The organism is Nocardia terrae, assembly GCF_009760405.1.
GTDB lineage: Bacteria > Actinomycetota > Actinomycetes > Mycobacteriales > Mycobacteriaceae > Nocardia > Nocardia terrae.
Map to the genome: position 1 here is coordinate 709328 of NZ_WRPP01000002.1, position 22759 is coordinate 732086.

Genomic DNA, 22759 nt, shown 5'->3' on the forward strand with positions numbered 1-22759 from the left:
GGGATTACCTCCACCGAATGAGAGACCGGACGCAAGGTTGTGACCGCAAGATTGCTGAAGCAATGGGAGTTCCGAGAAGAGCGATCAAATTGCCAGATCAGGCACTGCATTGTCATGGTAGAACAGTGATGCCAGCTGGTTGCGCTATTCATTCGATCTCAGGTGGTTACGCCTTGGGAAAGATCGCTTGTCCAGTTCCGGGTCCGAACAGGACGGCCTCCATCAGGCGGATCACCCACTGGCGCTGGCATATTCGTTCGGTGTCGCCGAAGACGCGACCGTAGTCGACCACCAGGCCGAGGGCGGCGTGGACGAGGATCTGGCCCTCGATCGGGGTGAGTTCGGGGCGCACGCGGACCAGCAGGGCCGCCCACTCGGACACGACCAGTCGCTGAACTACGCGAAGGGTGGCGCGTTCGTCGTCGGGGACGTGGCCGAATTCGGCGAAGTAGACGTAGATCAGCTCGCGTTCGTCGAAGGCGCCCGCTACGTACATGTCGATGAGCTTGGCCAAAGCTTCGGCGGCGCTGGAGGATTCGGCCAGGGTGGGGCCGATGACGGCCGACATGCGGTCCGCGGCCCGGCGGAAGACGGCGTTGAGCAGATCGCCCTTGCCGCGGTAGAAGCGGTAGACGGCCGAGGCCGAGGGCAGGCCCGCGGCGGCGGCGATGTCCTCCATGCTGACATTCGGGTAGCCGCGTTCGTAGAAGAGCCGGACCGCTCGGTGCAGCAGCAGTTCGTGTTTGAGCCTCGGGGGTATCTCCACGGCACGCGGTGCGGGCGCGGGCCGCGCCGGTGCCGGGAGGTCGGCTTCGATCAATGCCCAGCAGGCCGAATGCAGCAGCGCGGCCAAGGGTTTCGCGGCCAACGTGACCCGGTGGTCGCCGAGCCCGCTCACCGCGCTGAAGACGCCGACGGCCTTGACCCGGCGTTCGCGCTCGGACAGCTCCGGCCGGGCCGCGCCGATCAGCTCGCTCAACTCGGTGAGCGCCGTGGCGAAATGCCCGTCCACCGTGAGCTTGTCGGGCTCGTCGAGGTAGCGGTGCTCCCAGCGGGCCAGTCCGACGGTGGCGCGATTGACGACGGTCTCGGCGATGATGCCGTCGATGGCGTAGCCGAGGCGGCGCGGCGCGGGCCAGTCGGCCGCCACCTCGGGCAGACTCACCGCGGCCACCGTCACCTCGCTCAGCCGTAGCAGCTCACCGGCGAAGAGCGCGTATTTGCTCGGATAGTGCCGGTAGAGCGCGGTCGAGCTGATGCCGAGCCGGGTCGCGATGTCCTCCATGCTGACCCGGTGATAGCCCAGCGCCGCGAATTCGGCCGCCGATACCGCCGCGATCTGGGCCCGCCGGTTCTTGGGGCGTCGGCGCACCGCCCGCGCTCCTGATTCGGGCGCGGGCGTGCCTGCCGGGTTCACTGCTGCGGCTGCTGCGCCAGCGGCGAATTCACCTTGTTCACCAACCAGCGATCACCGGAGCGCTCCAACCGCATCACCATCGACAGCTGACCGGGGGCGGGCTTGCCTTGGGTGCCCAGGCTGGTGATGGTCTGCCCGATCACCACGATGGCCTCCGCCGAATTCCGGTCCGCATTGCGCACCGCGCACTGCACGTCGGTGGCCTTCGACACCACCTGCCCCTGCGACAGCACCTCCCGCAAATCCTTGCTGGTGGAATCGAATTGCTTACGCCAGTCACCGGTCGCACCGTCCATGACCGCCGAGAAATAGGCATCGAGATTCTTGGCGTCATAGGTCGCCAGCACCGGCGCGTACCGGCACGCCGCGGCCCGCGCCTGCTCCTGAGCGGCCAGCAGATCCTTGTCATGCGAATCGCGCTGGTAGAAGACAATGCCCGCCCCGGCCGAGGCGACGAGCGCGATCACCGCCGCCGCCCGCAGCGCGATCCGCCCGCGCTTCCCCAGCGCCGGAGTCGCCCCACCCCGCGCCAACGATTTCCGCACGCGCGCAACCACACTGGATGATCCGCTGGGCCGGGTCGGCGAGGGCTCGTCCTCGGCCTCGCCACCCGCTGCCGCGGACGCCGGGTTCCCGGCATCGGTCGCTTCCGATTCTTCGGTCCCGCTCACGACTGTGTTCCCGGCGGTGCCGGTGGCCACGACCTCGACGGCGTCGATGGCCGAGTCGGCGTTGACAGCATCGGTCTCGGCCGGGACCGGCTGGATCTCGTTGTTGCTCATGGGAAGTCTCCTGGGCTGGTCGGGGCGAGTTACCGGGGGATGGGCTGGGACAGTTCGTTGCCGGTGGCCCCCGGCGGGGTGGTGGCTCCGTTGTCGGGCACGTCGGGGCGGGGGGCGTTGGCCGAGCCGCGGATCTGGAGGGCCGGGTTGGAGGTGACGCAATAGTTGTAGAGGCGGATGCGGGTGTCGGTCTGGATGTCGGTGGGTACCACGGGGATGGTGTCGTAGTCGCAGCTGGGGCGGGGCCAGGGGTCGACGAGGGTGTTGTAGGCGCCGTCGTGGGCGGGGATGCCGAGGGCCTCGGAGCCCGCGCGCAGGGCCGGGAAGAGGGCGGCGATGGCGGGGGCGCGCAGTTTGGCGGCCTTGGTGACGGCCACGAAGTTGGTCACCAGATTGGTGATGGGGTCCTGGGTTTCGGTGAGGAAGCCGTTGAGGGTCGCCAGCTGGCCGGGGCCCTGTTGCAGGAGTTTGCGCAGTTCCTGGTCGGCGGAGGCGAACTGGTCGAACAGCACGCCGCCGGCCTTGGTGAGGGTGCCCAGGTCGGGCTGGGCGTGCTGGGTGGTGTCGGCGATGACCTCGAGGTTCTCGATGAGCTGCCGGGTCTGGGGGAGCAGTCCGTCGAGTCCGCTCATGGCGCGGCTGAGGCCGGAGATCATGTCGCGCAGGCGATCCGGGCCACCGGCGAGGGCCTTGTCGAGTTCGTCGATGATCACGTTCAGCCGGTCGGGGTTCATGCCGCCGATGAGGTCGCTGAGGTTGGCGAACACCGACTGGATCTGCACCGGAACCCCGGTGTGCGCCCGCTCCACCAGCGCGCCGTCGCGCAGGTAGGGCCCGGTGTCGGAGTCGGGCCGGAAGTCCAGGTACTGCTCCCCGGCCGCGGAGAGCCGTCCGACCGCGACGGTGCCGCCGACGGGAATGTGTGCGCTGTCGTCGATTTCGGTGACGGCGGCGACACCGTCCCCGGCGGCGTGGACGTCGGTGACCTTGCCGACCCGGCTGCCCCGGAAGGTGACGTCGTTGCCGGGCAGCAGCCCGCCGGAGGAACTCAACTCGACGGTCACCGAATAGGTGTGCGGAATCGGGTTGAACCGCAACACATATCCGCCGATGTATCCCGACCCGAGGATCAGCACCACGATCAGCCCGAGGTTCGCGATCGCGATGCGGTGGCGGACCACCCAGTGCCACAGTGGCGGATTCATCGATCCCCTCCCTGCTCGGGCTGGGTGTCCGGTTGCCGGGGCGGGCTGGTGACCCGCCCGAACACCTTCTCCAGCACCTGCGCCAGGCTTCCGATGAACTGCCCGACATCCCCGAGTTCGGGCCAGCGGCTGCCGCTGGGATCGGTGAGGGCGCCGACGCTCAGATACGACACGGTCGCCGCCACCGCCAGCGCGGGCCCGCGCAGGCTGGCCATGAGCGACGGATAGATCTGATGCAGCCCGTCCAGCGCTCCCGTCAGCTGATCGCTCTGCGCGAAGCCGGACATGAGCGCCTGAATGCTGGTGAACAGCCCGACGAAATCGCCACCGGTGGTGTCGGCGAAGTCGCCGAGCGCGTCGGTGGTGGTGGCGACCTTGGCCAGCAGGTCCACGATCTGCTGATTGTTCTCGGTCAGCAGCGCGATGAGTCCGGGGAATGTGTCGGCGGCCTGCCCGAGTTGGGCCTTGCGCCGCGCCAATTCGCCCGAGAGCGAGTTCATTCCGCCCAGCACCTGGTCGATATCGCCGGTGCGCGCGTTGAGCGCCGAGATGGCGGCGGTCATCTCGGTGATCAGATGCGACAGCTCCGGCGCGCGCCCGGCGAACATGGAGTTCATCTCGCCGGTGATCTTGGCGGCCTGATTGATGCCGCCGCCGTTGAGCAGCAGCGAGATCGACATCATGAGCTGCTCCACCGACGCCCCCGCCGCGGTGTGGTCGAGGCCGATGCTGTCGCCGTCGCGCAGCGGCTCCCCGGCCTCCTGTGCCGAGGGCAGGGTCATGGCCACGAACATGTCGCCGAGCGGAGTGCCCTGGCGCAGTTCGACGGTGGTGCCCTTGGGCAGCCGGATGTCCTGGCGGATGAGCATCTGCACGTCGGCGAGGAAATTCGTCGTCTTGATCCTGGTGACCACCCCGATATCGGTGCCGCCGATCTTGACGTGCGCGTGGTCGGGCAGGTTGAGGGCGTCGGCGAAGGCCGCGTGCACGGTGTATCCGGGCGCGCCCAGACCGGGTTTGGGCATGGGCAGGGTGTCCACGGTGACCGCGCAGCCGGTGGCGGCCAGTAGGGTCGTCGCGGTGAGCAGGCCGCCCAGAGTCGTTGTGCGTAGTCTCATTTCAGGTTCGCGATTCCCAGGAGTGCGGCGGTGAGGCCGAAGTCGGGGCCGAAGTCCTGTACCTTGCCGGTGCGGCAGCCGTCCAGCCGCAGCTGGATGCGCTGGCAGAAGGTCGACAGGATCTCGCTGTCGAGCAGCGACTTGTCGAGCAGGCCGTGCAGGCGCAGGGCCTGGTCCTCCTTGCTGGTGGCATTGGCGAGGTTCTGGAACATGAGCGGGCCCACGTCGACGATCTCGGTGAGGCCGCGGGCATTGGCGCGCATCTGGTCGGTGATGCCGACGAAGCGGGTCAGCGCGCCGGCCAGCTGATCCTTGTTCTGCCCCACCAGGGTCGAGGTGTTGGTGACGAAGTCGTCGAGCTGCTTCAGCACCGCGTCGATGCCCGGGGCCTGCTCGCCCATGAGGTTCACCAGGTCGGTCAGGCGTCCGCTGAAATCGCGCACGGTCTGGTCGTTGGCGGCGATGACCTGGGTGATGTCATTGAGTTTGATGATGGTGTTGGAGATCTGGTCCTTGTTGGCGAAGGTGACCTCGAACGCCGAGGACAGCTGATCGAGGGTCTCGCGCAGCTTGTCGCCATTGCCGTTGAGCAGCGGGAACAGGACGCGGCTGGCCATCGGCCCGGTCTGGTTGTCGCCCTTCAGTGCCTCGCCGAGCTGGGAGAAGGTGGCGAGGATGCGGTCGAGTTCGACGGGAACCCTGGTGTGCTCCAAGGGGATATAGGCACCGTCGGACAGCGTGGGACCGTCTCCGGTATAGGCCGGAGTCAACTCCACGTGACGATTCGTGATCAGCTGTGGATTCACCAGCGCCGCAAAGGCATCGGCGGGAATCTTGACATCGCGGTCCACCGACATGGTGACCTGGACGTAACTGCCCTTGGGCGTGACGGTTTCGACGGTGCCGACCGGAACGCCCAGCACGGCAACGTCATTGCCCGCGTAGAGCCCCGCGACGTTCTCGAAGTCCGCCGTGATCTTCATCCGCGCCCCGAGGTAGTCCTTCGGCAGCGAGACGAGCGAGTCGGGCAGCAGTCCGCACGCGGAAGTGAGCAGTACCGCGGCGCAGACCGCGGCGAATTTGGATCGTCTGCGTAATGGCATCACTTGCACCCCTGCACGGCCTGCGCGAAACACAGCCAGTTGTCCGGAAACAGCCACGGCGCGTACACGTTTCCGTACGGGCCGTCGCCGAGCACATTGTTGAACTGTCGCAAGGTCACCGGCATGGTCTGATACAGCAGGTCGAGGTTGCCCTTGTTCTTTTGGAGGCCCTCGGACATGGTGTTCAGGTCGGTGATGAGCGGGGCGAGCTGGTTGTTGTTCTCGAGCCCCATCTGCTGCAGCAGGCCCGATAGCGACGCCACATTGTCGAGCAGCTGTTTCAGCAGGGTCTGCCGCTGTTGCACGGCGCTGCCGATGGCCTCACCCCGAGTCAGCAGGAGCAGCACGCTGTTCTGATTGTCCGAGGCCAGCTGCGAGACGGTGTCCATGCTCTTCAGCAGCGTGTCCACCTCGTCGCGGCGATCATTGATCACCTTGGCCAGCGCGCCCACGCTGTCGAGCGCCTGCACGGTCAGCTCCGGTGAGTTGCCCATCTGCTGGTCCACCAGATCCAGGGCTCGGCGCAGCTTCTGCGGGTCCAGCTTCTCGATGCGCTCGAAGGAGTTCTTGTACCGCGGATCCTGAATGACCTTGCCCAGGTTGTAGGGCACCGAGGTGTGATCGAGCTCGATCCGATCCCCGGCCAGCGCCTTACCCTTTCCCGGGGTGAGGTCCACGTGCAGGCGGCCGAGGATGGTCGACATCTTGATCGCGGCGCGCGCCTCGTCGCTGAGCGTGACGTCGCTGTGCACCCGCATGTCGACGAGCACCTTGCCGTTGTCCAGCTTGACCGCGCTGACCTGCCCGACCTCGATGCCCGAGACGTCGACGGTCGCGCCGGGCCGCAACCCGGCCGCCTGGACGAACTCGGCGTGAATCGTCTTGTCGCCCAACTGGGCCCGCTCGAGCACGCTGGAGCCGACCAGCAGCAGCACCACGAACGCCGAGGCGAACAAGCCCAGCCGCAGGTAGCGGTTGGCGAGAAAGCCGGGCCAGCGGATCGCGCGCCCGCGCGGGATGCGAAGTCGCCGCGTCATCGGCACACCTCCGAATGGGATCGGCCACCGATCTGGTTGAACAGGCCCGGCGGGAGCAGCACACCCCACAGCGACACGTCCAGGCTGCACAGGTACGCGTTGCCGTACGCGCCGTAACTGCTGAAACGCGCGACGCCATTGAGGATGTCGGGCAGTTCGACGGCCGCCTTGTCCAGCGACGCGCCATTGAGCAGCAGCAGCGCGACACCCGCGGAGGCGTCGGTCTGCGCCCGCGCCGCACCGGGTTTCACCTGGGCGATGATGTTCACCAGCGAATCGGTCGCCGTCGCAACGCGTTCCACCGACGACTTCAGCGTGCCGCCCTGCGCGTAGAGCGCGTCGGTGAGCGCCCGCGCCTGGGTGATCAGCGTTTCGAGCTCGTTGCTGCGATGGGCCAGGCCCGAGATCACACTGCTCAGGTTGCCGACCACCTGACCGAGGATCTCGTCGCGCTGCCCGAAGGTGCCCGCCAGCTGCGCGGCCTGGGTCACCAGCGCACTCAGCGACACCCCGTTGCCCTGCAGGGCCTGAATCAAGGTCTCCGACAACGAGTTCACCTGATCCGGTTGCAGCACGCTGAACAGCGGCTCGAAACCCGACAGCAGCGAGGAGACGTCGAAGGACGGCTCGGTCCGCTCGATCGGGATCTGATCGCCGGAGCGCAGCACCTGCCCGGCGTCCTTGCCCGGAATCAGCGCGATATAGCGCTGTCCGATCAGGTTCTGGTAGCGCACCAGCGCCTTGGTCGTGGTGGTCGGGTGCTGGTCGTCCTCGATGCGGAAGTCGACGCGGGCCCGGTAGTCCTCGGCGAAGGCGATCTTGTCCACCCGCCCGACCCGCACACCCGCCATGCGAATGTCGTCGCCGACGCGCAGGCCGAGCACATCGGAGAACACGGCCGAATAGCTGTGCGTGCCACCGGGAACCGAACGCTGCAGGGTCGACCAGATGGTGTAGGTCAGCACCACCGCGACGACCGCGAAAAGGCTGAAGCCGGCCAAGGCTTTTCCGGATTTCACGAAGCACCTCCGCTGTTCGCCGGAACCAGGGAACCGCCCGCGAGGATCGGCGTGAGCAGCACCGTCTCGGCCGCGGTGGGGGTGTGGCCGACCAGTGCCGCGATCGCCTCGGCACCGCGCAGCCCGCTCTGCTGCGTCGCAGAAGCGGGTGGTGTGGTCTCCGAGTAGGACGCCGGCGCGGTAAGCCCGGGAATCGCGGGCAGGCCGGGGATTTGCGGAAGACCCGGGACAGCGGGCAGGCCCGGCTGCCCGGGATCGACCGGCTGCGTGCCATCGGCGGGGACCGGTCCCGCCGCGTCGAGCCGCTTGGGCATGAGCTGCTGTGGAAACTCCTGTGCCGGAGCGGCTTCCGGCACCGTCGACCCGCCGCAGCGCGGACCGGCCAGCGCGCCGTAGTGCGGGCAGTCCTTCGCGGTGTACTGCTGGAACGGGGTGAAGGTCACGTCCATCTTCCACACCATCTGCTTCTTCGGCCCGAAGCTGAACGTGGTCTGCAACCGCTGCAGGGCCGTGTTCAGATTGGCGATGGCGTACGGGATGGCCTGCGGGTCCTGGGCCAGGCTGCCGAAGAGCTGGTTCAGGCCCGAGACCAGGAACTTGCCGGAGTCGGGATTGCGGGCGAAGAGCCCGTTCACGGTGTCGACCGCGGTGCCGCCGCTGGTGAGCAGGTCCATGAGCGCGGAGCGCTGTTCGGTGAGCGTGCGCGCGGTGGTGACCGACTTGGCCAGTGTCCCCACCAGATCCGGGGCCGACTCGCTCAGCGCGGTGGCCGCGCGCCCCAGATTGCCGAGCAGATCGCCGATGCCGTCGATGCCGCGGACCTCGGTGATCCAGTGGTCGAGCCGCTCGACCGTGGAACCCGGCACCCGGGAAGAGGGATCGAGGGCGGCCGACAGTGTGGACAGCACCCGCCCCAGCTTCTCCGGTTGAATCTTGTCGAGCACGGTGCGCAGCACATTGAGCGTGGTCTGCAACTGCACGGTCGCGGAGCTGGTGTCCTCGGGAATGGTCGCGCCCGCGCGCAGCCCGTCCCCGGTGGGTGTGGTGTCGACCAGTTCGATCGCGGTCACCCCGAAGATATTGTTGGGAATCACGCGCGCCGCCACCGTCGCCGGAATCGTGCCCGCCACTTGCGGTTCGAGCGCGATCGCGGCCCGCTGTCGCTCACCCTTGGCGACCACCGCCACGTCCTCGACGCGGCCCACGACCATGCCGCGGAACTTCACGTCGGCGTGCGCGGGCAGCCCGTCACCGGTGCTGGTGAGGACCGCGGTGACCGCCATCTTGTCCTCGAAGCGGCCGGTGTAGCGCAGCGCCAGCAGGTACACCAGCAGCGCCACGGTCGCGATCAGGGCGAGTCCGGCCAGCGTGAGCTGCCGGGCCGTGGGGCCCCGCCCGCTGGGATCGAGAATCATCGAAACACCTATCCCGAGATGCGGAAGCCGGGGTCGATGCCCCAGATCGCAAGGGTCAGAAAGAGATTGACGAAGACCATGACGACGATGACCATCTTGATGGCGCGTCCGGCCGCCACCCCGACGCCCTCGGGCCCGCCGGTGGCGACGTAGCCGTAGTAGCACTGGATGAACGTCGAGAGCATCACGAAGACCATGACCTTGAGCAGCGACCAGAACACGTCCGGTCCCAGCAGGAACTGGAAGAAGTAGTGGTCGTAGGTGCCCGCGGTGGTGCCGCCCAGCAACAGCACCGACAGTTTGGTCGCCAGATACGCCGTGGCCAGGCCGACGCTGTAGAGCGGGATGATGGTCAGGGTGGAGGCGATCATGCGGGTGCTGATCAGATACGGAAGTGGCCGGATGGCAATGGATTCCAGCGCGTCGATCTCCTCGGAGATGCGCATGGAGCCGAGCTGCGCGGTGAACCGGCAGCCCGCCTGAATGGCGAAGGCCAGGGTCGCGATGATGGGCGCGAGCTCACGCGTCGTGGCGAAACCGGAGATGGCCCCGGTGAGCGGGGACATGGTCAGCAGATTCAGCGCCGTGAACGACTCCATGCCGACGGTGATGCCGCCGAAGCCGCACAGCGCGACGACCACGCCGATGGTGCCGCCGCCGACCACCAGTGAGCCGTTGCCCCAGCCGACATCGGCGGTCAGGCGCAGCACCTCCCGGCGATAGTGCCTGAGCACGAACGGAATCGCGATCAGAGCCTGAAAGAACGTGATGACCTGATGGCCGAGACGCTGATTGGCCCGGTACGGGACGGAGACCACGTTCGTGGCCATCCGCACCGGGCGCAGCGCCGGGGGAGTGTAGGTACTGCCCATCTCACACCACCTTCGACGGCAGCAGCGTGTTGTAGAGCTGGGTGAGCGCGATATTGGTGGCGAACAGCATGAGCGCCGAGCTCACCACCGCCGAGTTCACCGCATTGGCGACCCCGCCCGGCCCGCCGTGCGCGTGCAGTCCGATATCGCAGGCGATGACCGCGGTCAGCAGTCCGAAGATGGCCGCCTTGAGGACGGCGATCACCAGATCATTTGCCACCGCGAAGGAGGCGAACGAGCCGATGAACGAGCCCGGCGTGCCCGACTGGGCGTAGACATTGAACATGTAAGCCGTTGCGAAGCCGACGAAGACGATGAATCCGCACAGCAGCATGCTCACCAGCACCGCCGCCGCCAGCCGGGGCGCGACCAACCGGCGGACCGGGTCCACGCCCATCACCATCATGGCGTCGATCTCCTCGCGGATGGTCCGGGAGCCGAGGTCGGCGGTGATGGCCGAGCCGACCGCGCCCGCGATCATGAGCGAGGTGACCAGCGGCGCGCCCTGGCGGATGATGCCGAGCCCCGCCACCGCGCCGATGAACGTCGTCGCGCCGACCTGGTTCACGAGTGCGCCGACCTGAATCGACACCACCACCGCGATCGGAATGGCCACCAGCACGGTCGGCGCGGCCGACACGCTCGTCATGAAGGCGCACTGCTTGATGAACTCGCGATACGGGAAGCGGCGCTGGAGGATCGAGACGAACAGCTGCCGCAGGGCATCGCGACCCAGATCGACCTGCCGGCCGAGGGTTTCCAGTGACCGCTGCGGATGCCGCTGCCACAACCCGCGCAGGCTCCGGCCGATCCGGTCGAGCTCCGAGGATTCCAGTTCCGCTGTGGCGGGCGACTTCTCGAGTGTCGTCATCAGGCCATCCCCGCCAGATGGTGCTGCAATGCCACCAGCCCGACGCCGAGGACTGCGAAACCCGCTGCCACGGTGCACAACACGGCCACCCACAGCCCGAAGCGCAGCACTGGATTGACCTTCATACGCCCACCGAGGATCTTGATCCCGATTACCAGGATGTCGATGAGCCAGACCAGAGCCATCATCTACGTCATGCACACATTCGAGAAGGTGAGCACCGGCCAGCACACGATGGATCCCAGGAACGAGACGATCACGTCGATGCCGTGCAGCTGCTTCAAATGCGAGGTGTGCGTGAGGGTCCACACGACCCCGATCAACCCGTAGGGAATCCCGAGAATGATGAGCGTGCCGAGGAACTCGGACACCTTCATCTCGTAGCTGAGTATGCGATCCAAGCGTTTCAGCATGTCGCGAATTCCTTTCCCCGCCCGGCCGTGCCTCTGTGCACGGCGGTCGCCGCGACGTATGTTACTCACTATTCTCGCGAGTGGAAGCGATTCTGGCGATCTTTTCTGCGGGGTAAAGCCGTGCAGTATCGCTGGTAATCCTCAACCCGTGTTGCTTGCGCAGACGTTAAGTTAGTATCCGTTCATTGATTGGAACGCCCGAAGGGGGATCTCATGACCATTGCGGCAGCGCAGCCGTCCGGCGCGCCCACCCTGACCCTCGAGCAGACGCGCATCCACATCCCCGGCGTGCACCGCCCCGACGGCAAGCGGCCGCCGAAACTCGAAGACGCACTGGACTTCTGGCAGTTCTCGGGGGCCGCGGCGAACGTCGCCATGCAGATGGCGCGGCCGGGCGTCGGGTACGGGGTGGCCGACAGCCGGGTGGAGTCCGGGGCGCTCATGGTGCATCCGTGGAAACGGTTGCGCACCACCGCTTCCTACCTCGCGGTCGCCATTCTCGGCACGCCCGAGGAGAAGGTCGCCTTCCGGGAAGCGGTCAATGTGGCGCATCGGCAGGTGAAATCCGAACCGGGCGCGGCCGTGCGCTACAACGCCTTCGACCGCAACCTGCAGCTGTGGGTGGCCGCCTGCCTCTACATCGGTTTCGAGGACTCCTACCAGCTGCTCAACGGCAAGATGAATGCCGAACAGGCGCAAGCTTTCTACTCCACCGCCGCCCCACTGGGCACCACCTTGCAGGTCACCGACGAGATGTGGCCCGCCACCCGCGCCGAGTTCGACGAGTACTGGCTGCTGGCCTGCGAGCAGGTCGCCGCCGACGAGAAGATTCGCGCCTTCATCGACGACCTCCTGCACCTGCGCATGATCCACTGGTACCTACGGGTCCTCTTCGGCGGCCTCCTGCGCTTCCTCACCGTCGGCTACCTGCCGCCCCACTTCCGCGAACAACTCGGCGTCCAATGGACCCCGTCCGACCAACGCCGCTTCGAACACCTCTTCCTGTTCGTGGGATTCGTGAACCGCTTCATCCCCAGATTCATTCGCAATGCCGGAACCCGCTCCATGATGGCCGACGTGCGCCGCCGCTTGAAGAAGCACAAGGCGCTGATCTGAGAACGAAGCCGTTCCTCATGCGGTGTGCGGCTGGGACAGGTCGTAGACGGTGGTGCCGCCGACCGTGACCGCGGTGAAGTTCGCCTTCACCCAGGCGCTGATCTGGGAGCCAGTCGAATCCGAGCCGCCGCCCGGGCCGAAACCGCCGCCGTCGATGAAGTAGCGGACCTGGCAGGTGGAGACGTAGTACTGGAACTGTCGCAGCGTAGGGGAGCTGTCGCCGCCGGCGAAACCGCCGATGGCCATGACCGACTTGCCGGAGTTCAGAGCCAGGCCCGCGGCCGAACCCGAGCCGACGGTGGCGGCCGCCCAGCGACCATTGGTCTGCTCCAGCAAGGACACCAGGTCGGCATTGCTCGAGGACGAGGAGTCCGGGCCGTGACCGCCGTCCGTCGCGGGGGCTTCGTCGGGCGTAGTGGTCGGGATCCCCTCGGGCGCTTGGTCGGACGTGCCGGTCGGGGGCGTGGGTCGCTCACCGGTCGGTTGGTTGGACGCGCCGCCCCCCGGGCCCGCGCCACCCGGAATGCCGAAGCTCTGGCTGGTCGGGCCGGAGAGTGGGTTGCCGCCAGCGTGTGACCGACCTGCCGTTGCCACCGCCCAGGCGCCGGTGCCGCCGAGGCCGAACAGCGCGCCCGACAGGATCAGTACCGCGGCACAGCGGCGGGAACCGCGGGTACCGGCGATCACGGCCAGTGCCACCGGGATCGAGCCGATGAGGACCGTCCAGCGCAGCCACGGCGTCCAGTCCGGGGTGCGGTTCAGTAGCGCGAACGACCACGCGCCCGTGACCGCCGCCATCACCGCCAAGGTCAGGCGGGCGGCGGGATGGCTTGCGCGCGACCATAGTTCACGCACGGATAGGGCCACCAGCGCGGCGATGGCCGGAGCCAGCGCGACGGTGTAGTACGGGTGCACGGTGCCGCTCATGTAAGAGAAGGTCACCGCGGTGACCAGCAGCCAGCCGCCCCACAGCACGAAGGCCGCGCGGGTTCGGTCGGTGCGGGGTGCGCGGCGTGTGAGCCAGAGGCCAGCGAGCAAGCCGATGAGTGCGGCAGGCAATAGCCATGAGATCTCGCCGCCCATCTCGGAGCCGAAAAGGCGCGTGAGGCCGGGCGATCCGCTGAAGCCCGCGAAACCGTGCATGCCTTCAGGCGCGTCGCCGCCGCTCGGGCCGCCGCCACCCATATTGCCGCTGCCGCCGAAGATCCGGCCGAGGCCGTTGTAGCCGACCGCCAGCTGCCACAGGCTGTTGTCGGTCGAGCCGCCGATGTACGGCCGGGAATCCGCGGGCCACAACTCGACCACGGCGATGTACCACCCCGCCGACACCACCACCGCCACCGAAGCGAGTACCAGTGCCGAGATCCGCTGCCGCAGTGGGCTGTTCGCGGCGATCAAGAACGCGAGACCCAACCCGGGCAGGATCAGGAACGCCTGCATCATCTTGGTGAGGAAGCCGAACCCGACCGCCACGCCCGCGAGCGCCAGCCACCCGGTCGGTGCGGACCACAGCCGCCCGCCGTCGGCCTGGATCGCGCGCACCGTGCAGTAGGCGGCGGCCACGAGCAGCAACACCAGCAGTGCGTCCGGGTTGTCGAACCGGAAGATCAACACCGCCACCGGCGTCAGCGCGGCGACCGCACCCGCCACCAGTCCGGCGCCGGGGCCGCTCAACCGTCGCACGGTGGCCGCGAGCAGGCCGACCGACGCGACACCCATGAGCGCCTGCGGCAACAGCACCGACCACTGGCTGAACCCGAGCACCCGGCCCGACAGGCCCATCACCCACATCGCGGCGGGCGGCTTGTCCACGGTGATCGCATTACCGGCGTCGAACGACCCGAACAGCAACGCATTCCAACTCTGCGACCCGGCCTGCGCTGCCGCCGAGTAGTACTCGTTCGCCCACCCGGACGCGGTGAGATCCCACAAATACAGCACGGCCGTCGCCGCCAGTAGCGCGAGCATTCCCGGCCGCGCCCACCGAGGTTGGGTTCTCGGTCCGAAAAACGCTCTCGCGAACCATGTTTCGCCATCATCCGGGTCGCGCCGCCGATGCGTCGCCACCTCCGCCCGTGGCACCGTCGAAGTCATCGCTTCGTCCCCTTCGCTTCCCCGCGATCCGGTAGTCGGCGCGGTCATTGCCAGCGATCCTGGCCGCCACGGCTCGGGGGAACGTAGCGCGAGCCTGGGAACCAGCTGGCAATCATGGGCGGACGTCCTGGGAGCCACCTGTGCGTCGACTGTGCGCCGGATATCCGCCGCGGAACCCGCGCCGAGCCATCATCGCGGGTCCTGTCGGCGATAGGCGCCGGGCGCGATCCCGTACTCCCGCTTGAACGCCTTGGCGAACGCGAATTCCGAGTCGTAGCCCACCTGCCGGGCGACGGCCGCGAGCGGCGCGCGGTCGCGGCGCAGCAGGCGGGCGGCCGTGATCATCCGCCAGCGGGTGAGGTAGGCGAGCGGAGATTCGCCGACCAATCTCCGGAACCGGCGGGTGAATGTGGCTCGCGCCATACCGATCTCGTCGGCCAGGCGATCGATGGTCCACGGTTCGGCGGGCGCGGCGTGCATCCGGTGCAGGGTGTGTCCGATGGCCGGATCGGTCATCGCCGCGGTCCAGCCCGTGGCGTTGTCCTCGTGCCAGGCTCGAAGGATGTAGACCAGCAGCGCGTCCACCAGCGCCGCGACGATGGCATCGCTGCCCGGTTCACGCGTTTCGATCTCGGTGCTGAGCAGTTCCACGGCTGCGGCCAGGCGATCTCTCCGCGGCCCGGACAGCCGAATGACATCGGGCAGCGTGGCCAGCAGTGGGTGCCGCACGCCTCGTTCGAGTCGATAAGCACCCGACAGCACAACGGCTTCCGCGCCGTCACCGCCGACGGTCACGCTGTCGACGCGGTGGTCGACGACCAGATCCAGCGGCGCGGCGTCACGGGAATCCGCAAGTGTGTGCACCACTCCGCCGGGCACCAGGACGACGTCCCCGGCCTGCAACGGAACCGGCCCGGCGCCGTCGCGGAGGAGCAGACATTCGCCGCGCACGACGACATGAAAGCCGAAGCCACGCCGTCCGCCGAATCGTAGTCCCCAGGGCGCTCGGGCCCGGATGTGCACGGACAGTGCTGGTGCCGTCGTCAACGCGGCCACCGCGTCGCTCAGGACATCGCTTTCCATTGTGCCCCTTGTTTGATCCGATCGAACATGCTTCCGGCACATTCGACCATGGTTCGGATCATCGGCTCCCCATAACGTCAGTGCTGCACAGCAATTCGCAAGTACCCGACCAAAGGGAGACCACCATGTCCAACACTCCAACCGTCATCGTCACCGGCTCCGCGAGCGGCATCGGCCGCGCCGTCGCCGAGCGACTCGGCTCGCAGGGAGCCGCGGTCGTCGTCAACTACCGCTCCAATGCCGCCGCAGCCGAGCAGGTCGTCGCCATCATCCGCGCCGCAGGCGGCGACGCGACGGCCGTGGCGGCCGATGTCACTGTGCCCGAACAGGTTCAGCGACTGTTCGACGTCGCACGGGACCGCTACGGCGACCCGGCCGTGGTGGTCCACAGCGCGGCCGTCACCCATTTCACTCCGCTCGCCCAGGCCACCGACGCCGACTACGACCGGGTATTCGACGCAAACACCAGAGCCACCTTCGCGACCCTGCGCGCGGCTGCCCGGCACGTGACCGATGACGGCCGGATCATCGTCATCTCCAGCGGGGCCGCGATCCTCCCACGCCCGACCGCGGGCTTGTACGCCGCGAGCAAGGCCGCCGGAGACCAACTCGTCCGGGTGCTGGCCACCGAACTGGCACCCCGCCGAATCACCGTCAACAGCGTCCGCCCCGGCCCGACCCGCACCGAAACCGTCGCGGCAACACTGCGAGACGACCAACTCTCCGCTATCACCGCCGACATCCCTCTCGGCCGCCTCGCCGAACCCGCCGAAATCGCCGACGTGGTCGCCTTCCTCGCCTCCGACGCCGCCCGCTGGATAACCGGTCAAACCCTCCATGCCAGCGGCGGCATGTTCTGACCCGCCCACTCGAGGGTGACTCTCGAGTTGGCCAGAGGTTCGTCGCCTACCGTCCCGGAGGGATCGGGGACATACGGATCTCGGCGCGGGAGTTGCGGGATGCGGGGAAGGTGGGCTGGGCTGTGTTCAGGTGGGGTTCGTGAGCGATCTGGCGGCTACCGGGCGGGCCATCGGGGACGGTGCCCGCGCGGCAGGCGGCCGGAGTGGCGGGGTGGGGCGATTGCGGCGGTGGACGTTGCGGACTCGGCTGCTGGTGGCGGTGCTGGTGATCACGGTGGCCGGACTGAGCGGGTTCGGGGTGTTGAGTCTGTCGATGTTGGGGCGGTCGGAGTTGGCGCGCATCGATGGGCAGTTGAATTCGGTGGCGGGGGATATGGCGCAGGAGAGTCATCCGCCTCCGCCGCCGCGGACCACCTCGCCGGTGTCGGGGTTGCCTTCGACGTTTCAGATCTTGTTCTTCGATGTGTCCGGGAAGCAGGTGGGGCAGATCGGGGTGGGGGCCACCGATCTGGCGCTACCGGCGATGGACAGGGCGTCGGTGGGGGCGCGCGGGAGCGGGATCTTCGATGTGAAGGACTCGCACGGGACGCCGTGGCGGGTCCGGACCGTCGTGCAGCCGCCGAACGAGGCGCAGCCGCAAGGGGGTACGGCGGCCGTGGTGATGCCGCTGGACGGGTACTACGCGACCGCGCGCGAATTGCGCACGATCGAGCTGGTCGCCGGGGCCGGGCTGGTGCTGGTGCTGGCGGGGGTCGCGGCGTGGCTGGTGCGGGTCGGGTTGCGGCCGCTGTCGCGGATCGAGCACACCGCCGAGGCCATCGCGGCGGGGGATCTGAGCCGGCGCGTCGATTACACCGATACGCATACCGAGGTGGGGCGGTTGGGGACGGCGTTCAACGTGATGCTCGAGCGGTTGTCGACGACCATGCGGCAGCTGGGGGAATCCGAGTCGCGGATGCGGCTTTTCGTGGCGGACGCCTCGCACGAGCTGCGCACCCCGCTGACCTCGATTCGGGGCTACGCGGAGCTGTACCGGCTCGGCGGCGGGGCCGATCCCGAGCGGGTCGCCATGATGATGCGCCGCATCGAGGACGAGGCCGCTCGGATGGGCGTGCTCGTGGACGACCTGTTGCTGCTGGCGCGGCTGGACGAGCAGCGGCCGCTGGATCTCGCCGAGGTCGATCTCGCCACCGTCGTCGCCGAGGTGGTGCTCGATGCCCGGGTGCGGCAGCCCGAACGCGTTGTGCGGCTGAGTCTTCCGGACGGTCCGAGCCGGGTGGTCGGCGACGAGCACCGGCTGCGGCAGGTGCTGACGAACCTGGTGGGCAACGCGCTGACGCACACGCCCGCCGAGACGGAAATCGCGGTGCGCATCGCCTCCGGGCCGGTGCCGTCGGATTCGGAGACCGTCGCCGCGGCCGGTGTCGAGCTGCCCGCGGGCCCCGCGGCGATCGTCGAGGTGTGCGACAACGGCCCGGGGATTCCGTTGGAGAAGGCCCAGCACGTCTTCGACCGCTTCTATCGCGTCGACGAATCACGTTCACGCACAGGCGGTTCCGGTCTCGGGCTGGCCATCGTGGCGGCCGTGCTCACCGCGCACGGAGCCCGGATTCAGCTGCTCACCGCGCCGGGCTCGGGCACCGTCTTCCGGATCGTCTTCCCGGTCTGACCGACTCACAGGAAGCGCACAGCTCACGCCGAGCTTGCGCGGTGGTTGCCGAAAGCAGGATGACCAGCATGGATGATGTCAGGTTCGGGCTGCGAGAGCGCATAGGGTGTCGCTTGTGACCGATCGCACCGCGCCGGACGCGGCGACCGTTCTGGTGGTCGACGACGAGCCCTACATCGTGGACCTGCTCTGCTCCGCGCTGCGGATGAGCGGCTTCGAGGTGTCGGGGGCCGACAGCGGGCGGGCCGCGCTCGAGGCGGCCACCCGCCGTCCGCCGGACGTGATCGTGCTCGATGTCATGCTGCCGGACCTGGACGGCTTCACCGTCGCCAGGCGGTTGCGGGCGCAGGGCAGCGAGATTCCCGTGCTGTTCCTGACCGCCCGCGACGCGGTCGAGGATCGGATCGCCGGGCTGAGCGCCGGCGGCGATGACTACGTGAGCAAACCCTTCAGCCTCGAAGAGGTGGTATTGCGGCTGCACGCGATCCTGCGGCGCACCAAAGCCTCCGACGAGGACACCCCCAACCGGCTGCGCTTCGCCGACCTGGATCTCGACGCCGACACCCACCTGGTGCATCGCGCGGGCGAGCAGATCTGGCTCTCGGCCACCGAATTCAAGCTATTGCACTATTTGATGCTCAATGCGGGAAAAGTGGTCAGCAAACGCCAGATTCTCGACCGGGTGTGGCAGGCCGAAGAAGGGCGCGCCGACCGGGTGGTGGAGACATTCGTCAGTCAACTCCGGCGCAAAATCGATACCGGGCATGCGCCGCTCATCCATACCGTTCGCGGTGTCGGCTACACCATTCGGGAATCCGGCTAGATCATTGCGGAGAGGCAATCGCGAGAATTCCCGAGTTTCAGGCACGTTGCGCGCTTCGCGCGCTCGGGTTGTTCGCCTGTCGGATCGGGCAGAGCTGCGACGATGCCCGGCACGGGCGTGGAATGCCGCACTCATGAATAGTCCGGAACAGGGGGTGTGCTGAAGTTCCTCGAAATTGTTGATCGGACCGGCCGTAAATGTCGGATCGTGCCGGTCGAGAACAATTGGGAAGCGCTGTCGGATACCGTGATCGGGGCGGCGCCGGCGAAAACCCCTGCGAGGTACGAATATTCGGCGAAGCAGGCGCACGCATCCGTGCATTCGCAAGATCCCCAGCGCCGGACCGTATTCGGCTCGCGCCCGCGACGGCCGCGAAGCATCGGCGGGTATGTTTGAGGAGTTCCCTTCTCGTCCGTGACCTCCTGCGAGCTACCGTGACCGAGGAATCGCTCGGCGCGCTCCGCAAGCGCGCCCTGATGGCGTTGTGGCAGATGATCCGCCTGGTCGACGAGGATGCCGACGGCATGCTCACCGGGTCGGCGTACGCGACGGCGACGGTGGTCGCGCGGCTGGGGCAGATGCCCGGGCTGCTGCCGGAATCGCTGGCGCGCCTGGGCTCGAACGCGTTGGCGCGCACCCAGAATCGCGACGGCAGCTGGGGCAGCCCGCACGCTCCGGACCGATACCGGGTGCTGCCGACACTGGCGGTCGTCGGCGCGCTGCCGGGCCGGTCCGCCGCCGCACCGGCCGAGCGGAGCCGGATGCGCGAGGCGCTGCGGCGAGGGAGTGAGTTCCTGTTCTCCGATCCGGAAGTCCTTGCGCCGGACCGACTGCCCAGTCTGGAGGGGATCGACCACACGGTTCCGGTTCTGCTGGAACGGCTCACGCAAGCGCCCGAGTTCGACGGAGACCGGTTCGGCGCGGCGGCGCGACGGGCCCGAACGGCCCAGCGGGCCAATGCCGAACACAGCGCCCGGATACGGGCGCGGGTCATCGGCGGTGATCGGCAGGCGCGGCGGGAGTTCCCGTTGGAGCTGCTCGACGAGCCGCCCCGCGGCTGGTGCGCCGGCACGGCCGTGCGCGGTGGCGCGGTGTGGTGCTCCCCGGCGCTGACGGCCACCGCCGTGGCGTGGCACGGCGCCGAATTGCCCGGCGCCGAACGATATCTGCGGCGGGAAGGCGTGCGTCGCCAGGGTCTGTGGCCGGTTCTCGCTCCGGCCGCGAACTTCGAACGGGTCACCGCCGCAGCACTGTTCGTCCGGCTGGGCTTCCCGCTGCCGCACGGTGTCACCGCATCCCTGTGCGCATCGGTACGTGCGGCGCTCGGCGCGGACGGGATGCCCTTCGCCCCCGGCCTGCCGCCGGACCCCGAGAACACCGCGCTGGCCGTGTTCGTCCTCAACTCCTGGGACGACGCGGTGGATTCCGGCTGTCTGCTGGCCTTTCCCGCGGTGTCCGCCCCGATGGCCGCCGCCCATGTGCTCGAGGCATTGACGACGATCCCGTGCGTCACCGATGACGATGCGGCCCACGCGCATCGGGTCGCGACCGTGCGCACGCTGGTCGAAACCCAAGACCCGGACGGTCATTGGGACGACCGCTCGGTCGCTTCTCCCTGCGTGCCGACCGCCGCCGCGGCCATGGCGCTGGCGCGCGCCATCGAATCGGAGTTCTGCGCCGATGCCCTGCTGGCGGTCTCGCGTGCCATCGCATGGTTACTGGCGAACCAGCGCGCGGACGGTTCTTGGGGTTTATGGCATTCAACTACGGAAGAAACCGCGTACGCGGTCCACGCATTGGGAATCTGCGCGAGTCCGGCCGTCGAACGGATGGTGGCCGCCGCGCTTCGGCGAGCCCACATCTTTCTTGCCGATTCCTTCGACAGTGCTGCGAGCGATTCCGTGCGAACGCCACTGTGGCACTACAAAGATCTGGGTTCGCCGGTGCGTATCGAACGTCTGCATACATTGACAGCGCTGCTGATGAGCGGTTCGCCCGTTGCGTGAGGTTACCGTTGTGCACTTCGCCCCGAAGCGAATAGGGATCTCGTTCGAAACGTGGTTGCTGGAGGATATGTGGTGGGAAGATAAGCCCCGTGGAGCAAGCCGTACACGGCGCTGTCGAGATCTCATCGTCCTCGACCCTTTCGCCCCGTCAGGCGTTCGAGCAGTGGGAAGCCCTGATGTCGGACGCGGTCGCACCGACGGCGATCGAGCCATTGCGCCAAGGTCACTGGCACGGGCAAATCGCCTCGACGCAATTCGACGGATTCGCCGTCACGCGGATGCAGGCGAGCGCGCAACGGGCATTGCGGACAAAAAAGATGGTGGCGCAGTCCACGGGCGACTTCCTGCTGGTGAATATCGTGCTGGAAGGGACGAATTGGACAGAGCAGGGCGGGCGCGTGGCCGAATGCAAGCCCGGCTCCATCACCTTCTTCGACTACGGCCAGCCGCTCGAGAGCCGCACCACCGACAATTGCCTGTCCACCCTCGTGCGCGCGCCGATGCAACTGGTCCTCGAACATTCCGGGCTCACCCGTGACCAACTGCCCACCGCCACCCCCGCTCCCGCCACCGGCGCGCTCGGCGTGGTCACCAACTTCTTCCGCGGCCTGGCCGAACTCTCGCCCGAGGAGATCTCGCAGGCGGTGACGGTCTTCGGCACCGACGCGGCGGGCATGATGGCCTCGGCGCTGCTGCTGGCCACCGGCGAAACCTCGCCCGCCCCTTCCGATTCCCTCTACACCCGCCAGCAGGTGCTGTCCTACATCCGCAAGAACTTCACCAACCCCGACCTCACCGTCGACGAGATAGCCCACGCCTGCCTCATCTCCCGCCGTACCCTCTACCGCGTCTGCGAGGGCTTCGGCGAACCCGGCGCCATCGTCCGCCGCACCCGCATCGCCCACGCCCGCCGCCTCATCCGCGCCGACCCCTCCCGCTCCCTGGCCGCGGTCGCCGCCGCGGCCGGCTTCTCCACCGACCGCCACTTCTACCGCGCCTTCCGCGAGGAGACCGGCATCACCCCAGGCCAATTCCGCGACCAGATCGGCCCGAACGGCCGTGCCCACTAGATCCCGTCTGCGTGCGTGCCGAACAGTGCCGTTCCGGTGTGATCGGCAGTGGGCAGTTCATCCAGGGCAGCGGCGATGCGGCGCTCCTCCCACTGGAAATGGGATTCGAGGATCGCGGACAGCCCCGCGATCTCGCCGCGAACCGCCGCGAGGTTCTCGGCGGTGACATCGGCGAGCAGGGCGGTCATCCTGGTCAGGATGTCGGAGACCAGTAGGTGGTCGGCGCTCAGCTCGGTGAGCACGGGGGCCAGTTCCGGGAAGCGCTGAGCCAGAACGGGAAAGGCCGTCACGTCCTCGTTCGTGTGATGGTTCGTCAGCGCGCGGCAAAAGGCCAGGCAATGGCCGCGCAGTTCGCGAAGCGGGCGGACGGTGCCGCCCTCTCGATGCTCATCGAGTTCGCGAACCACACGCTTCAGTTCCCCGCGCAGCCAGTTATGGGTGTCGATGAGTTCGCGACCGAGAGCTCGGACGCGAGTGTTGTCGGTGGAGATGGGCCATCTCGTTTCACAGGAGTCGGTGGCGCGCCGCCGCCGGTGAGATGTACAGGCGCGCGAAAACCGGAAAGTGTTGTGGGAGCAGCAGATACGCGCCGACCGAACCGGCGCGAAACCCATATCAGCAGGGCAGGAATCGTGGACCCATGGCTGCCTCCTGGAATACGGTGCCTCCATCCCGCCCGCCGTCCACCTGGCGTCGAAACGCGACACGAACCGCATCCTACCCAGTCTTTCAATTGGGTGTGGTGAGGCGATCGTCGTGATAGCAGATTTCTATTGCCGGGTCCGG

At 67.8% G+C, this 22759-nt stretch carries 21 protein-coding genes; 6 read left to right on the forward strand and 15 right to left on the reverse strand.

Annotated elements, in window-relative coordinates; genetic code table 11:
• Positions 1 to 166: 166 nt before the first annotated feature.
• From GPX89_RS13185 to GPX89_RS13240, 12 genes are read right to left on the reverse strand one after another with little or no spacing between them, the layout of a single operon-like run.
• Complete coding sequence (locus GPX89_RS13185; RefSeq protein ID WP_328601786.1) at positions 167 to 1372, reverse strand: TetR/AcrR family transcriptional regulator; 1206 nt, start codon at positions 1370 to 1372, stop codon at positions 167 to 169.
• A 41-nt stretch (positions 1373 to 1413) separates the two neighbouring features.
• Entirely contained in the window at positions 1414 to 2199 is a 786-nt protein-coding gene (locus GPX89_RS13190; RefSeq protein WP_198347395.1) for a hypothetical protein, read from the reverse strand.
• 29 nt (positions 2200 to 2228) lie between these two features.
• The gene (locus tag GPX89_RS13195) at positions 2229 to 3404 is read right to left on the reverse strand and encodes an MCE family protein (protein WP_157387736.1); all 1176 of its coding nucleotides are present in this window, start codon (positions 3402 to 3404) and stop codon (positions 2229 to 2231) included.
• The gene (locus GPX89_RS13200) at positions 3401 to 4522 is read right to left on the reverse strand and encodes an MCE family protein (protein WP_157387737.1); all 1122 of its coding nucleotides are present in this window, start codon (positions 4520 to 4522) and stop codon (positions 3401 to 3403) included. The genes GPX89_RS13195 and GPX89_RS13200 overlap by 4 nt, the downstream gene beginning before the upstream one ends.
• Positions 4519 to 5625, reverse strand: a complete 1107-nt coding sequence (locus GPX89_RS13205) for an MCE family protein (RefSeq protein WP_157387738.1) — start codon at positions 5623 to 5625, stop codon at positions 4519 to 4521. Before GPX89_RS13205 ends, GPX89_RS13200 begins: the two co-directional genes overlap by 4 nt.
• On the reverse strand, positions 5625 to 6662 hold the full coding sequence (locus GPX89_RS13210) for an MlaD family protein (RefSeq protein ID WP_157387739.1): 1038 nt from the start codon (positions 6660 to 6662) through the stop codon (positions 5625 to 5627). Before GPX89_RS13210 ends, GPX89_RS13205 begins: the two co-directional genes overlap by 1 nt.
• On the reverse strand, positions 6659 to 7681 hold the full coding sequence (locus GPX89_RS13215) for an MlaD family protein (RefSeq protein ID WP_328601787.1): 1023 nt from the start codon (positions 7679 to 7681) through the stop codon (positions 6659 to 6661). The genes GPX89_RS13210 and GPX89_RS13215 overlap by 4 nt, the downstream gene beginning before the upstream one ends.
• Positions 7678 to 9096 (reverse strand): MlaD family protein, encoded by a 1419-nt coding sequence (locus GPX89_RS13220; RefSeq protein ID WP_157387740.1) that lies wholly within the window; start codon positions 9094 to 9096, stop codon positions 7678 to 7680. The genes GPX89_RS13215 and GPX89_RS13220 overlap by 4 nt, the downstream gene beginning before the upstream one ends.
• An 8-nt stretch (positions 9097 to 9104) precedes the next feature.
• Positions 9105 to 9968 (reverse strand): ABC transporter permease, encoded by an 864-nt coding sequence (locus tag GPX89_RS13225; RefSeq protein WP_157387741.1) that lies wholly within the window; start codon positions 9966 to 9968, stop codon positions 9105 to 9107.
• 1 nt (position 9969) lies between these two features.
• A complete protein-coding gene (locus tag GPX89_RS13230; RefSeq protein WP_235947108.1) occupies positions 9970 to 10839 on the reverse strand; it encodes an MlaE family ABC transporter permease in 870 nt (289 codons plus the stop codon).
• A complete protein-coding gene (locus GPX89_RS13235) occupies positions 10839 to 11027 on the reverse strand; it encodes a hypothetical protein (protein ID WP_157387742.1) in 189 nt (62 codons plus the stop codon). The genes GPX89_RS13230 and GPX89_RS13235 overlap by 1 nt, the downstream gene beginning before the upstream one ends.
• Positions 11028 to 11252, reverse strand: a complete 225-nt coding sequence (locus GPX89_RS13240) for a hypothetical protein (protein ID WP_157387743.1) — start codon at positions 11250 to 11252, stop codon at positions 11028 to 11030.
• A gap of 213 nt (positions 11253 to 11465) precedes the next feature.
• Between GPX89_RS13240 and GPX89_RS13245 the strand changes: the two genes are divergently transcribed.
• A complete protein-coding gene (locus tag GPX89_RS13245; RefSeq protein WP_157387744.1) occupies positions 11466 to 12368 on the forward strand; it encodes an oxygenase MpaB family protein in 903 nt (300 codons plus the stop codon).
• A 15-nt stretch (positions 12369 to 12383) separates the two neighbouring features.
• On the opposite strand, the gene GPX89_RS13250 is transcribed toward GPX89_RS13245, so the two are convergent.
• Positions 12384 to 14336, reverse strand: a complete 1953-nt coding sequence (locus GPX89_RS13250) for a glycosyltransferase family 39 protein (protein WP_235947110.1) — start codon at positions 14334 to 14336, stop codon at positions 12384 to 12386.
• 315 nt (positions 14337 to 14651) lie between these two features.
• A complete protein-coding gene (locus GPX89_RS13255) occupies positions 14652 to 15545 on the reverse strand; it encodes an AraC family transcriptional regulator (protein WP_157387746.1) in 894 nt (297 codons plus the stop codon).
• A 125-nt stretch (positions 15546 to 15670) separates the two neighbouring features.
• Between GPX89_RS13255 and GPX89_RS13260 the strand changes: the two genes are divergently transcribed.
• The 5 genes from GPX89_RS13260 (at position 15671) to GPX89_RS13280 (ending at position 21973) form a co-directional block, all read left to right on the forward strand.
• Positions 15671 to 16405: an SDR family NAD(P)-dependent oxidoreductase gene (locus GPX89_RS13260; RefSeq protein ID WP_157387747.1), complete on the forward strand. Its 735-nt coding sequence runs from the start codon at positions 15671 to 15673 to the stop codon at positions 16403 to 16405.
• A gap of 139 nt (positions 16406 to 16544) precedes the next feature.
• A complete protein-coding gene (locus GPX89_RS13265) occupies positions 16545 to 18074 on the forward strand; it encodes a sensor histidine kinase (protein ID WP_198347397.1) in 1530 nt (509 codons plus the stop codon).
• Between the two features lie 115 nt (positions 18075 to 18189).
• Positions 18190 to 18897 (forward strand): response regulator transcription factor, encoded by a 708-nt coding sequence (locus GPX89_RS13270; RefSeq protein WP_328601788.1) that lies wholly within the window; start codon positions 18190 to 18192, stop codon positions 18895 to 18897.
• Between the two features lie 434 nt (positions 18898 to 19331).
• On the forward strand, positions 19332 to 20903 hold the full coding sequence (locus tag GPX89_RS45870) for a prenyltransferase/squalene oxidase repeat-containing protein (protein ID WP_157387748.1): 1572 nt from the start codon (positions 19332 to 19334) through the stop codon (positions 20901 to 20903).
• Positions 20904 to 20992: 89 nt separating this feature from the next.
• Positions 20993 to 21973 carry an AraC family transcriptional regulator gene (locus GPX89_RS13280; protein WP_157387749.1) on the forward strand — a complete coding sequence of 327 codons (981 nt, stop codon included), beginning with the start codon at positions 20993 to 20995 and terminating at the stop codon, positions 21971 to 21973.
• Here the strand turns inward: GPX89_RS13280 and GPX89_RS13285 are convergent.
• Positions 21970 to 22689, reverse strand: a complete 720-nt coding sequence (locus tag GPX89_RS13285; protein WP_328601789.1) for a hemerythrin domain-containing protein — start codon at positions 22687 to 22689, stop codon at positions 21970 to 21972. The genes GPX89_RS13280 and GPX89_RS13285 overlap by 4 nt on opposite strands.
• Between the last annotated feature and the right edge of the window lie 70 nt (positions 22690 to 22759).